Source organism: Blautia sp. NSJ-175, assembly GCF_022867815.1.
GTDB lineage: Bacteria > Bacillota > Clostridia > Lachnospirales > Lachnospiraceae > Blautia > Blautia celeris.
Genome location: NZ_JALIFQ010000014.1, coordinates 94,055 through 107,167, shown reverse-complemented (window position 1 = coordinate 107,167; position 13,113 = coordinate 94,055). Strand labels below are relative to the sequence as shown.

Annotated in this window: 10 protein-coding genes, 1 other RNA gene and 1 other annotated feature; all 11 genes read right to left on the bottom strand. The window is 46.3% G+C overall.

From position 1 onward, the window contains the following. Positions 1 to 5: 5 nt before the first annotated feature. Positions 6 to 237, bottom strand: a binding site (T-box leader). Between the two features lie 44 nt (positions 238 to 281). The 11 genes from MUB35_RS20290 to MUB35_RS20240 all read right to left on the bottom strand — a co-directional run bounded on the left by MUB35_RS20290 (position 282) and on the right by MUB35_RS20240 (position 13,010). Further along, positions 282 to 1,244, bottom strand: a complete 963-nt coding sequence (locus MUB35_RS20290; protein WP_148391500.1) for a YihY/virulence factor BrkB family protein — start codon at positions 1,242 to 1,244, stop codon at positions 282 to 284. 71 nt (positions 1,245 to 1,315) lie between these two features. After that, positions 1,316 to 2,773, bottom strand: a complete 1,458-nt coding sequence (locus tag MUB35_RS20285; RefSeq protein WP_244806724.1) for a SpoIID/LytB domain-containing protein — start codon at positions 2,771 to 2,773, stop codon at positions 1,316 to 1,318. An 84-nt stretch (positions 2,774 to 2,857) separates the two neighbouring features. Beyond that, positions 2,858 to 4,426, bottom strand: coding sequence for a spermidine synthase (locus MUB35_RS20280; RefSeq protein WP_033140388.1), 1,569 nt, complete (start codon positions 4,424 to 4,426; stop codon positions 2,858 to 2,860). A gap of 132 nt (positions 4,427 to 4,558) precedes the next feature. Further along, positions 4,559 to 5,623, bottom strand: a complete 1,065-nt coding sequence (locus MUB35_RS20275) for an aldose epimerase family protein (RefSeq protein WP_148391502.1) — start codon at positions 5,621 to 5,623, stop codon at positions 4,559 to 4,561. 232 nt (positions 5,624 to 5,855) lie between these two features. Further along, a non-coding RNA gene (gene ssrS, locus MUB35_RS20270) (6S RNA) lies at positions 5,856 to 6,037 on the bottom strand. Between the two features lie 55 nt (positions 6,038 to 6,092). After that, positions 6,093 to 6,863 (bottom strand): HD domain-containing protein, encoded by a 771-nt coding sequence (locus tag MUB35_RS20265; protein WP_244806723.1) that lies wholly within the window; start codon positions 6,861 to 6,863, stop codon positions 6,093 to 6,095. A gap of 104 nt (positions 6,864 to 6,967) precedes the next feature. Beyond that, entirely contained in the window at positions 6,968 to 8,659 is a 1,692-nt protein-coding gene (locus MUB35_RS20260; RefSeq protein WP_033140390.1) for a phosphoenolpyruvate carboxykinase (ATP), read from the bottom strand. 122 nt (positions 8,660 to 8,781) lie between these two features. After that, positions 8,782 to 10,269, bottom strand: a complete 1,488-nt coding sequence (thrC, locus tag MUB35_RS20255) for a threonine synthase (protein WP_244806722.1) — start codon at positions 10,267 to 10,269, stop codon at positions 8,782 to 8,784. Between the two features lie 21 nt (positions 10,270 to 10,290). Beyond that, positions 10,291 to 11,121: a cell wall hydrolase gene (locus MUB35_RS20250; protein ID WP_081960216.1), complete on the bottom strand. Its 831-nt coding sequence runs from the start codon at positions 11,119 to 11,121 to the stop codon at positions 10,291 to 10,293. 251 nt (positions 11,122 to 11,372) lie between these two features. Further along, positions 11,373 to 12,269 (bottom strand): hypothetical protein, encoded by an 897-nt coding sequence (locus MUB35_RS20245; RefSeq protein WP_033140392.1) that lies wholly within the window; start codon positions 12,267 to 12,269, stop codon positions 11,373 to 11,375. Between the two features lie 144 nt (positions 12,270 to 12,413). Then, positions 12,414 to 13,010: a hypothetical protein gene (locus tag MUB35_RS20240; RefSeq protein ID WP_244806721.1), complete on the bottom strand. Its 597-nt coding sequence runs from the start codon at positions 13,008 to 13,010 to the stop codon at positions 12,414 to 12,416. Positions 13,011 to 13,113 lie beyond the last annotated feature (103 nt).

Sequence of the window (13,113 nt, the reverse complement as noted above, 5' to 3'; positions counted from 1 at the left end):
CGCCCGAAAGGGACGAAGCCTGTAAAGTCCGTGGTACCACCCTTGTTCCCATCTGTCAAAATTACAGTGGGCACTCATATCTGTTTAACGCACAGTGACGGCATTTCCTACTGCTGCTTCAGAAATGCGGCTCCGGTGGGAATCTCAATGGTTATCTGAACTGAGAGGAGCTTGCAGCCGGTGACTCCTCATCTCTGACAGAAGATAAACATCTACTGACACCTTCACAGCCTTTTTCATGTATTGTCTGTAAACCATTTTAGCCATTAATCTGCAATCTGTCAAGAAGGTTTGTCAGCTTTTCTGTCTTTTTCTTCCGATTTCTTTACAGAATCCTCTGTTTCTCCCTCTTCTTCCTCGTCATCCCTTCCTATTAACTGCTGATATTCCCTTTTAAGGGTTTCCGTTGCCACCTGATGCACCCATTTGAATTTTTCCTCAAAATAGCAGTTGATCTGTGCGCCGATCATCATGATATTCATACAGAAGTACATCCACAAAAGGATCAGTATGATGGTGGTCATGCTTCCGTACATGTTCGACGTTCCCTCATAATAATCAAAATAAAGGGAAAATCCGAAGGAAAATGCAGACCAGCTCACTGCCGTAAACACCGCCCCGGGCATCTGGCTTCGGAAGGTAGCCTTCCTGTTTGGCACAAATTTATACAGAAAGAGGAACACCACACACAGGGCCAGCAGGGTGATGGTCACTCGCATGCTGATGATCATGGACACCAGCTTGTCGAGAAACGGCAGGTGCTTGCTCAGCTCCCTCTGCAGACTGTTGCCGAAGACCTGAAGGATCAGCGTCAGTATAATGGCAATGACAAAGACAAGGGTGTAAAATACAGACCGTATTCTTGTCACAATATAATTCCTGGTCTCTTTTACCTGATAAATACAGTTGAATCCATTGGTAAGCGACTGGATTCCTTTGCCTGCGGACCACAGGGCAATGACACCGGAGAGAGGGACAACAGTCAGGGATTTCTCATACACTTCATTGACTATGCCCTGGATAAAGGTCTCAAAGCTCTCGGGGCAGATCTGCATTACCGCATTGATCACTTCCTGTCTGTTAAGGGGCGTATACCGCACAGAAGTCATGAGAAGGAGCATAAATGGGATAAAGGAAAGTATGATAAAATAAGCAGCCTGTGCAGAGTAGGCTGACACGTGGTTCTTATTCATATTTTCCATAAATCCGGTGACTGTGCGCACCACACTTTTTAGTATCTTCATTTTATCTGCACCCGCATGTAAATTCTGCATTATTTTCCCATTATAGCATGTGCCCCTTCGGATGACAAGTTTCACAGAATGCTGCTGATGTCAGCCAGCTCAACATCCTGGTAAAAGTATGCAAGTATCTCCCGGTAACCCATTCCCGCTTCTGCCATTCCTTTTGCACCGTTCTGGCTCAGGCCTACGCCGTGACCGTAACCGCCGCCCTTTATCACATAACCTGTAAGAACATTATTTTCATCCCTCTGTTCCTCCAGTGTAAAATACGCGCTGGGAAGAAGATTGGAGCCCTTCACCACAGAGCCGTCCTGCCTTGTTATGGACAGTCCGTCCGGGGACAGCAGGGCACGTATATCGTACTCATTGCTGATATTGTAGACTCCCTGATCTGTGTCCAATGCCAGGCTCATGACAACACCGCTGTCTCCTGTCTTCTCCACATCAATCCCATGTATTTCCTTTACCCCCGCGTATTTTGTCTGTACGGCTTCCAGCAGGCGTTCCCGGGAAAAGGAGATGCTCCACTGATGCCACGGCTCCTGTGCGTCATAACTGCAGTCCACGCTTTTTAGGTAGGAGGCAGGAGCGGAAACCTCCCACACCTCATCCGTGCTGGTTTTTCCGCTGGATGTGGAGAAATAATAGGCGGTGATCGGCTGACCATTGCTTTCCAGGATCTCTCCTTTTGTCTCATCCACAGCAGCATTGGCCTCGGCAGCCTCCCCGCCGTTTTGATAGACCTGATAGGCTACACTGTCATCCACCTGGGCCCCCAGATCCGACAGCGCGCTTTTCTGCATCTGCACACAGGCGTACGTTCTGGCGCAGACTGCCTGGGCTTTCAGGGCTTCCTTGTCGTAGGACGCCGGCATTTCACTGGGTACCACACCGTACAGATATTCCTCCAAAGGCAGAGTATTCACAAGGCGCAGACCTCCCTGCTCCTGATAGACCGTAAAATCGCCCCTGTAGGCAGGATTACCCTGCTGTCTTTCCACTGACAGCAGGGTTGCCCTGTTTTCCTCTCCGTCTGCCCGAAGCTCCAGCTTTCCATCCTTAAAAAGAGAACTGTCCGCGGTCAGCTCCAAGGTCTCACCGTCTGCATAATCCATTTCCTGGCTTCCCTGAAGATGATAACTGCCATGAAACTGCAGACTTACACTCTGGTGTGTATATCCCTTATATCCGTCTGTCATAAGCAGTACGGAAATCCTGGGTTCCTGTACAGCCGCCGCTGCCGATTCACTCTTTGGTGTTTCGGCAGGCTGACTGTCATCCTGCTCTGTATCATCAGCCTGAGAATCTGTGTCTGCAGTTTCTGCAGCACTCTCCTGTCCGTTTTCCTCTGCTTCTGCATGGTTCTGGGAGGATGCCGGCAGAGTCAGACCGGCGCTGGCCCGCTCATTTTCTTTTATCATATTTTCCTGCAGGCTCTGCGTCCGGTAACTTTCCTGTCTTCTCACTCCCGCTCTGTTTGCCTGCCATACAATCACGATTCCGATTACGGCAAGCAGTATGATCAGCATTTTCCATTTTAATTTCTGCTTCCAGTCCATATATTAATATATGAAAGAAGAAAAGATTTCATACCCTTTGAGAAATTTTCCGGCTTATCCCAGATACAGTTCCCTGTAATAATCCAGTTCTTCCCCTATGATCTCATCTAAGACTTTCATTCCCAGAAGCTCTACAGGTGCCTTGTCATCGGTCAGTATCCTGTCTTTTCCCTCATATCCGGTAAGTTCAGCCGATACGGTTTCCATCATGCCCTTTAGCTCTCCATCTGGAAGTTTTTCCGTGTTTTTCTTAAGCATTTCCGGAAGACCCGCCTCGTTGGAGGCAAAGACCTCCATATTGGTTCCGCCGTCCACAGGCACGGTGTACACATATTTGAACACAGAGGCTATGGTATCACAGAGATAGTCATTGATGGAATCCTCGGAGCTGGATTTCATATTCATATTGACCACCATCACCCCGTTCTTCTTCAGATGGCTTTCCACCTGGCTGAAAAATTCAACAGAGGACATCTGAAAAGGGATGGTGATATCCTGGTAGGCGTCCACCATGATCACATCATAGGCTTCCTCAGAGGCTGTCAGATAGGCTCTGCCATCCTCCACTGCCACTTCCACACTGTCAGGCAGCCCGAAATAGTCCGTTGCGATATCCGCTATCTTCTCATCAATCTCTGCCCCCTGGATTTTGGTTCCCGGAAAATACCGGTCACAGTAATCGGCAAAGGTACCGCTCCCAAGCCCCAGTATCATCACGTTGTTATCTTTTTTTGTGTGAATGCCTGCCATCACCGGGGCTGCCAGCGCATAGTCATAATACATGCCTGTCAGTTCCCGGTTCTTCGCCTTGATGGACTGCACGCCGAAAAGCACATTGGTGGACAGAATCGTCTGGTCTTCACTGTCTTTTACCTGCAGATAATTATAGATGGACTCATCCTCCAGTGTCACATCCTTCTCCCAGAAAGCGAAACTGAATCCCGGTGTCAGCGCTGCCAAAACGAGAAGCACGACAGCGGTTCCGATACAAAGTCCTCTTTTTCTTTTGACTGTCACAAAGTACACCACCGCGATAGCTGCCAGAACCGCTGAAAATATCAGGAATGTGGCTGCAGTCCCCACTGCCGGAATGGTGACAAATGTAGGGAGAAAAGTACCGATAATACTGCCGATGGTGTTTAAAGCGCCCAGCTCTCCCACTGTCTTTCCGTTGTCATCCAGATTACTCACGGAAAACTTCACCAGAGACGGTGTCACGGTTCCCAGCAGTACACAGGGAAACGCGAAGATTGCCAGACAGGTAAAAAGCGCTGCCCAGACCAGAAAATTAGACTTTATAAAAACTGCCAAAAGCAGGGATATCCCCGCGATCAGATATCTGCCGGCAAACGGTATCAAAGCGATCCATATGGCAGCGATCAAAAGCCTCCGGTACAGCCTGTCCGGATCATGACGTTTGTCCGCAGAGCGTCCGCCCCACACATTTCCAATCGCCATTGCGATCATGATCACTCCGATGATAACGGTCCACACGATCTGGGAAGAACTGAAATAGGGCGCCATAAGCCTGCTTGCCCCCAGTTCCACAGCCATCACAGACATGCCGGAAAAAAACTCTGTTACATACAAGAAATATTTGTTTCTCAATAATCTGGACTCCATGTTTTGCCTCCTGTTGTCTCTTTTATTTTCCCCGCCTTCTTACGGGACAGAAAACGGGCTGCCCCAAGGCCGTCCGCACCGAAATCCGGCGCCGGCGTGCCTGCCTGCGGCAGCCCGTCTTCTTTTTTATGCCTACGCTTCAGTTACAAACTGATAAATTGTGGTAGTATCGTATTTCTCTCCGGCTTTCAGAACAGAGGACTGGAAATTAGCCTCATTGCAGGCATTGGGATAATACTGCGTCTCCATACAGAAGCCGGCACGCTTTGTATAGACACTGCCTCCCTTTCCGTTCTCGTTGTTGATGAAATTACCGATGTAGAACTGCATGCCGGGAAGATCTGTGAACACCTTCATGGTAATGCCTGTCTCATCACTGTGAGCAGCGGCTGCTTCTTTCACCTCGCCCTTCTCCCTGCAAAGTGCATAGTTATGGTCATAGCCGCCTCCGAAGATGAGCTGTTCATAGTCAGCCTCCACATCCTGTCCGATCTTCTTTGGAGAAGTAAAGTCCATGGGTGTGCCCTCCACCTTCAGGATCTCCCCTGTGGGAATAGCTTCGGAATCAGATACCGGGGTAAATTCCGGTGCATGGATCTGAACCACATGATTCAGCATGCTCTCCGCTCCGGCATTATGTCCTGCCAGGTTAAAGTAGGAATGGTTTGTCATGTTCACCACAGTATCCGCGTCTGCACTTCCCGTATAATGCATAACCAGCTCATTGTCATCTGTGAGCTTATAGGTTACATATCCGGTAAAGTTTCCGGGGAATCCCTGGTCACCGTCCGGGCTGAAGATACGGAAGGTTATGCTGTTCTCCTGCTCCTTTACTTCTTCCACATCCCATACGCGGGTACGGTAGAAATCCGGGCCGCTATGTAAATTATTTTTGTTGTCATTCTGAGCCAGCACATATTCTTTTCCGTTAATGGTGAATTTTGCTCCGCCGATACGGTTTCCGTTCCTGCCGATGGGGGAACCGAAATGAGGTTTATTCTCATAATACCCTTCCACGGTATCATAGCCAAGAACCACATCGGTCAGCTTTTTATTTTTATCCGGAACCATCACGCTGACCAGTATGGCACCGAAATCTGTAACAGAAGCTGCCACACCATTTTCATTTTTCAGTTCATAGAGAAATACATCTTTTCCTTCAGGACTTTTTCCAAAGCTCTTTTTTGTCACTCCCATGTCTTCATCTCCTGTTTTTCATGATTTAATATCAATGAGTCCTGCCTGCCGGACTCCTGCGCCGAAGCGTGCGGTCATCTGCCTGCTGCGCCAACTGCGCATTCCCCTGAGGGTCCATGTTCCTATTGTTATAAACAAAAAGAGTCTGATTCTTCAGACTCTCGCATCAAATGCGGCGTTCCTGCTGCAAATGTCCACTATTCATATATATCAGCAAACCTGCTGTTATATTAATAATCCCAGGATGCCGTTTCCTACTTTCTGACTCCTAGCCTAAGCCAGGTGGGCAACCGCAACTGTTCTTCTGCCTTCCGCTGCGCAATGACGGCCTGACATCTGAACAGAAATATAGGAATCCCGTTTAAAGAAATGTAGGTTCAAAAACTGTAGGAGCATCGCACACCCCAGGATTACTTCGTATCTTTATTATACTCTAGTATATGAACTTTTTCAACAAAAATGCACACACTTAATAAATTTTTTCTTCAATATAAATATTACAGATAGAACGCACTTCTTCCATATCTACCTTTGTCTTGGGATTCCCATAAGGAATGCGGTCTATATTCCGGTTCATGTAGTCCTGATTCTTAATGTAAAGGAAACTGGAAGGGAAGTTTAAGTCAAAGATAAAAGCCAGATAGGATATCCACATATCCATATGCGTGGTTCTCTCCCCCCGCCGGATACAGCGGTGTTCTCTTATGGCGTTCAAGATGTTTTCTGAGACAGGTTCAAGCCCTACCTGTTCTGCAGAAATGCCAAAGATGGCCTCAGCCTTCTCCGTATCCTTTACCCTGAAATTATCCAGTTTATCCGCATCCCTGATGATCCTGCAGTGCAGGAGTTCCCTTCCCTCTACTTCCTTTGGTATTTCATAGAGGGAATGACAGGCAATCGCTGTCCTGATGATAGGGTCATACCTGTCATCGCGGATAAACTGCCTGATCATGCCGTCCTCAAAGAGGACCTTTACGCCGAACTCGGCATGGTCAAACAAATTGTCGTCATAGCTGTGGAAGGTCTTCAACTGTTCAAATCGTCCGATATCGTGAAGCAGAGCTATGAGAAGAGCCAGTTCGTGGTCTTCCTTGGAAATCTTCTCTTCCCTGCAGATATAGTCCGCTGCATCCAGGACGCAGAAGGTATGGACCTCCTTCAGCATGATCTTATCGTCGCTTCTGTCGTAATGATTGAGATATTGCCGGAAACTTTCTTTTGCATATTCCAAATCCATCATATATTTTCTCCGCTGCCCGAGGACCTTTGAATATCTCCGGGTATGAAACAGGAAAACGGACCGCCATCACTGACGGTCCGCAAGATTTCTATTACAAGACTGAATTATTTCAGCTCTTCAACAACTTTCTGGATTGCCTCTAAAGCGTCAGCAGGAAGTTTGTCATATCCATCTTTCTTTGTCTCAAAAGCTTTGATCTCATTGACACGGTCATTCATACGAGCTCTGAGCTGATCAACGTAGCTTGCATCATTCATATCCGGAACGAATCCTTCCCAATCGAAGATTTCGATATCGGAGAACGGTCCCCAAGGTTTGAAGTCTGCTTTCTTCTCTACGATTGCTTCCAGGATACCTAAAGTATCTTTCGGCTGTACTTTCTTGCCCATGAAATCGCCTGTGTTGATGATGTAGCAGTCTACATTTTTCTCTTCAACCAGTTTTTTGAATTTCTCGTAGTCATCAGCTAACGGATATGTTCTGAACGGGTTAGCGTAAGGAACAACAACCAGCTTATTCGGGTCAACGCCCGGTGCAAGACGCTCTGCTGAAGAACGTTTTGTAGCCAGAGTAGCGCCCATTACAGATGCTAAAGAAGCACCTTTTAATTTCACTACCGGCGGAATGGTCGGGTCTTTCATGATCCAGAAGATTGCGTTAACCGGCTCGTCGATCTTGTCAACGCGGTTCGGTGCCCACAGTTTGGATTTGATCGCACGTCCGTTACCATTTCTGATATCTTCTGTTACAAGCTGGATGTTTCCATCCTCGTCTAATGTAGCAGAGTTATTCATAGATGTCAGAAGGAACTTGTTGTCATCGCATCCTGCAGGATAATCCTGAGTTTTATCGAAGTATGTAGGCTCTAACGCTACGGAAGCACAAGTATCTGTGTTGATGATGAATGCATCATCATGCAGAACCTTGATCTCGTATTTGCCATTGTGTTTTGCATGTGTGATGGTAGATTTACCTGATCCTGACAGACCGTATACAGAAGCAACGTATTTGGAGCCGTCAGCCAGTGTGTATTCTTTCTGTCCGCCGTGGCATGCTGCATAACCATTTCTGTTGGCAATTGCCCAAGCCATGGTAAGAGTACCTTTTTTGTGCTCACCGAAGTATCTCATACCAAGGATACAAGCACAGTTCTGGTCTGTGTTGAAGTAGCACAGAGTCTGCGGATCGCTTAAGCAGCTGAAGTCAACGCCCGGACGGCTTGCAGGTGCCCACTGAGGATCTGAGAAGATAAAAATATCTGCTTCTTTTCCGCCGCCTACAGGCTGGGAATTTTTATACATTTTTACATAGTCATCAGACATATACTGGAAGTTCAGCATCCAGGAGTACATGATGTTCTCTTCGCCTTCCGGAATCAGCAGGTGAGCTTTTACCATGAATTCCGGGTCCAGACCTACATATACCTCTGCATGGTACATGGTTTTCCAGCGGGCTTCATAAATAGCATCCATAGCCACTTTGTCAAGAGCCGCGCAGTCAACACCTGGTTCTCCGGCAATACGGCGTGCTGCTGCATAACGTCCTGTGATAGCACCATCGTTGAATAATAAAACTTTAGCATCTCTCTCAAGACCAAACTCTTCGCCTCTATAAACAGGCATATCTGTAACGACTGTTCCAGGTGAGTTCTTCGCTAATTCATATGCCTCTTTTAATGTGTTAACCTTAACAACATTGTTGCCATAGAATGCTGCTTCAATAATGGAACGAGTTTTGCTGAAGCCAGTTTTGCCTGCTCCAATCTCGTTGATTGGGTAATATGCTTTTGTTGACATATGGTTTCCTCCTTAATCTTATCTCAAAGTCAATTTATTATCTCATGTTAGTTTTTAAAAGTCAATACTTTAACAATGTATTTTCTTGACGATTTTTTTACATTTTATAGAATTTTTATTTTTTAAATTCCGAGCACATTTTTTACTGCTGCAGGCATATCAGGAACGTCCACCACGGTATCGTGCAGAACAGGGGCTGTACGGATCTCCTCAATGGCATTGGGAACCTTCACATTTGCAATTTTGGACAATTCATCCACCAGCTCGAAATCACCCATGGCATCATATTTGCTGTCAATGGCGTTCATGACGCTTCTTGTGAATTTAAACGGACTGGCTGTGGAGGCGATGACCGTCTTGGTCTCATCTCCGGTCTCATCTGTGTATTTTCCGTAAACACAGGCAGCAACCGCTGTATGGGTGTCAATCACGTAGCCTGTATCCTCATAAAGAGCCTTTATAGCCTGGGCAGTCTCCTCCTCTGTAGCAAAATTGCCATAGAAATCAGCAAGCTGGCCGCGCATTTCCTCTGTGATCTGATAGGTTCCGCCCTTGGTAAGCTGCTCCATCATCTCCCGGTTTTTGTCCGCATTTTCCCCTGCAATGCGGTAAATAAGCCTTTCCAGGTTGCTGGATATAAGGATATCCATGGATGGAGAGGAGGTCAGAATGAAGTCACGGTTCCTATCATAGCTTCCGGTAGAGAAAAAGTCAAAGAGAACTTTGTTCTCATTGGAGGCACAGATCAATTTATCGATCGGCAGGCCCATATTCTTGGCATAATAAGCTGCCAGGATGTTTCCGAAGTTTCCGGTGGGCACTGTTACGTTAATTTTTTCACCATCTTTTATCTCACCGTTCTTGAAAAGGTTCACGTAAGCGTAAACATAGTACACCACCTGAGGCACCAGACGGCCGATATTGATGGAGTTGGCAGAAGAGAACTGGAAGCCTGCCTTGTCAAGCTCCTCCTCCATGGCCTTGTCATTGAACATTTTTTTCACTGCGGTCTGGGCATCATCAAAATTGCCTGTGATTCCCACCACATATGTATTATTTCCCTTCTGTGTCACCATCTGTTTTTCCTGGATGGGGCTGACACCATTCTTGGGATAAAAGACAATGATCCTTGTACCGGGCACATCTGCGAAACCGGCCATAGCTGCTTTACCTGTATCGCCTGATGTGGCAGTGAGGATAACGATCTCATTTTTTACATGATTTTTCTTTGCGGAGGTGGTCAAAAGATGGGGCAGGATGGAAAGTGCCATATCCTTGAACGCTATGGTCGCTCCGTGAAACAGCTCCAGATAATATGCGCCGCCTGCCTTTACCAGAGGGGCGATCTCCTCTGTATCGAATTTGGAATCATAGGCTCTGGCAATACATGCCTTTAACTCTTCCTCTGTAAAATCGGTCAGAAAACGGCTCATAACCTCATAAGCGATCTCCTGGTAAGTCATCTCTGCCAATTTTTCCATGGGAATATCCAGCCTGGGAATACTTGTGGGTACGAACAGTCCGCCGTCCTTTGAGAGTCCTTTTAAAATTGCCTCGGATGCCTTTACGCATTCCCCTGTTCCTCTTGTGCTCTTGTACAAAATCTCCATCTTTTTTAAGTCCTTTCTTCTTTACGGATACGTGAAAAAGTCATGTACCCCATATTGGAATAAAAATTTTAAATCCTCTTTAAACCATTTAATATTGTGCTGTTCCGCATAAGCCTCTTCCATGAAGAACAGTGCACCCTGGGAGTAATCCTCCCCGTCTATCGCCCGGTTGACCGCTTCTCTGGTCCCCTCTGAAACGGTGACCGTATCGATTCTGCCGTCAACCGTAGGAGAAAACTGGGGACTTCCGTCCGAATTCTCCCACACCACATCGTGAATACTGTTGGGAAAATCAGGGCTTTTCACCCGGTTGAAGATCACATTTGCCACCAAAATACGGCCTTTGATATCCTCTCCGCCGGCTTCCGCCTCCACAATTTTAAGAAGCGTCTCATAATCCTGGTCCGTCATCCTGAGGAGACTCTCAGAAGCGCCGATGGAATGATTCTCCAGTTCAGCCACACTGCTGGCTGTCTCTTCACTGAAATCAAAATGTGATTCCTGCACCTTTTTTCCTGTTCTCTGCCCTACCAGCACAGCCTCACAGGAGGTGCCGAGCCGATGTACTTCGCTCTGGGTATCCTGACTTATCAGTACGCCTGAAATAATTGCGTCCAGACCGTACAGCTGTTCTTCCTCTGGCTCATCCTTATCGTTAGGCGGATCTTTGTCGTCACTCACAGATGCATATACATTATTTTTCCCGCCTGCATGAAGCCCATGGAAGGTGAATGCCACGGCAGCGATCACCACTGCCCCTGTCATAACCAGCGCACAGGTTCTCCGGCTCTTTTTAGATATCTTCCGGATCAAAAATAAAAATCCGGCCGCAATCGTACGAATAATGTCCATACCTTTTTCCTTTGCCTGTTTTCTTATCTCGAATAGACACCAGTGATACCTCTCAGTTCCGTTTCTGATGTCATGAATTATATGGATTATAAAATAATTGGGCAATGGAAGTCAATAAGCCGGGGCGTCTTTTAGCTAATCTTCACAATATTATCTTATTTATTGATGGTTATTTTATACACTTTTTCGTGCTTTTTTCCTCTATTTCACTAAAATGTGGAAATATCTGTATCTTCTTTTATTCTATCTGCTTATGATATCCAGGCCGCACCCAGACGGTAAGTTCCGGCGCCGTCCTCAAATGTCCCTTCGCAGGAGTCATACCCGATAGCACCAAGACCGGAACGCCATTTTTCCACATCAAACCGGAAACTGTCATTTTTTATCTGTCCTGCTTTTATGGTTATCAGAATTCCTTCCGGAAAATCCAGGTTTTCTTTATCGATCAAACCTTCCTCCGTCAGTTCCTCCCAAGTGGACAGCATTACATCTATATGTCCACTTCCGCCGTCAGGCAGGCTTTCCTGTGCATTTGTCAAATAGGACCAAAAAAGATATCGAAGGGCCTCCTTCTCCTGTTTGGAAAGGTTCTCTTCCTTTGTCAGATCAAGAGCCGCTATGGTGATCTTATCATTCAGTGCCGTGTCTGCGCCGTAGACTGCCTTCAGGATGTCAAGATACAGGCCGACCACATCATTTTGCTGTTCCAGAACGCGGACTTTGTGAACGCCTGTGATTCCCAGCGGATAACGCTCCACAGAAGTGCTGTCAGCGGCTGCGGAAAGCGCGATGCGCATTCCCGGCCGGAGTGCCTTTGCTTCTAATTCCGTTCCTTCTTGGTCATAAAACAGGACATCACTTGTGCCAAAGTCGGCCAGTCCACCATTTTCTTCCCCATCCTGTAAAAACAGTATGGTGTTCTCATCTGCTGTGATCACTTTCCCGGTGATCTCAAACTCCCGGGCAGCCGGTTCGTTGTCCTCCCGGGATGTATTTCCCACCTCTGAAGACACATTTCCCCTCGGTTCGGTCCTTTTATCACCGCCACTTTGTCTCTGTATGGAGGAACACCCTGTAAGCAGTACCAGACATAATGCCAATGTGTAAAGAAAAATACCGCCTCTCTTCTTTTCCTTTATTTTTTTCATATCATTTCACCTCATTTTCTGAAATACACAGCAATCGTTACCCTTCTTTTTATAAGTGTCCGCTGAGTCCTGTTTTGTTGCATATGTGCGAAAATGATGTTAAAAATGATGGCATAAAAATTGATCTCTCAATTTTGAAAATGCTTATTTTGATTCATTTATCTGAGATGCCATTTCATCCAAAGTAAAAACTTGGTATTCCTCTTCCTCTGTGCCGGTATCTCCCCTTGTCTCTATACTTTTGCGGTAATCACAGAATGTTTTTACTTCTGCAAAATACCCCTCCTCTGTTTCCATATACTCTCCTTCCGGCCCGTTTATTCTGGCATACGTCCCATCCGTATTGTAATATGCAGACTTCTGAAGAAAATAAATACTTTTCTGACCTGTTTCCAGCATTATATCATCTTGCTCTATCTGCAGCACATAAATGTGTTTTAGTGCTTCATCACTGTACTGTTCATATTTTTGACGGCAGCTTCTCCTCTCATCCTTTGTTCTGAAAGAATCAATATAATCCTTTACGGATGCATACCCCTGATCTTTTATCATTTTAATTTTTGTTCCTTTTTTATAATTTTCCTTGAAAGACTGCAGAATTTTAATATCCGCTTTTGTGCGGCACACACCATCCCCGGCAATATAATAGCTTATACCTGCTGTCTCAGCATAAACGACCACATCACTTTCTCTGGCCAGTGACGGAATGTCTGGATAAGAATGCATATATTCGTAAAACATTCCATCCTCACAGGATACAATGGTGTCCTTTGTTATCTCTTCTGTGTTTATCTCTAATTTTCTTTCCCCGCTGCATGCTGTAAGGCATATGGAGCATAGTATC

What these genes read in the sequence shown, in the direction of transcription:
- MUB35_RS20290 (WP_148391500.1), bottom strand. Translation starts at nt 1,244, where the DNA reads ATGAAGATACTAAAAAGTGTGGTGCGCACAGTCACCGGATTTATGGAA.
- MUB35_RS20285 (WP_244806724.1), bottom strand. Translation starts at nt 2,773, where the DNA reads ATGCTGATCATACTGCTTGCCGTAATCGGAATCGTGATTGTATGGCAG.
- MUB35_RS20280 (WP_033140388.1), bottom strand. Translation starts at nt 4,426, where the DNA reads ATGGAGTCCAGATTATTGAGAAACAAATATTTCTTGTATGTAACAGAG.
- MUB35_RS20275 (WP_148391502.1), bottom strand. Translation starts at nt 5,623, where the DNA reads ATGGGAGTGACAAAAAAGAGCTTTGGAAAAAGTCCTGAAGGAAAAGAT.
- MUB35_RS20265 (WP_244806723.1), bottom strand. Translation starts at nt 6,863, where the DNA reads ATGATGGATTTGGAATATGCAAAAGAAAGTTTCCGGCAATATCTCAAT.
- MUB35_RS20260 (WP_033140390.1), bottom strand. Translation starts at nt 8,659, where the DNA reads ATGTCAACAAAAGCATATTACCCAATCAACGAGATTGGAGCAGGCAAA.
- thrC (WP_244806722.1), bottom strand. Translation starts at nt 10,269, where the DNA reads ATGGAGATTTTGTACAAGAGCACAAGAGGAACAGGGGAATGCGTAAAG.
- MUB35_RS20250 (WP_081960216.1), bottom strand. Translation starts at nt 11,121, where the DNA reads ATGGACATTATTCGTACGATTGCGGCCGGATTTTTATTTTTGATCCGG.
- MUB35_RS20245 (WP_033140392.1), bottom strand. Translation starts at nt 12,269, where the DNA reads ATGAAAAAAATAAAGGAAAAGAAGAGAGGCGGTATTTTTCTTTACACA.
- MUB35_RS20240 (WP_244806721.1), bottom strand. Translation starts at nt 13,010, where the DNA reads ATGTTTTACGAATATATGCATTCTTATCCAGACATTCCGTCACTGGCC.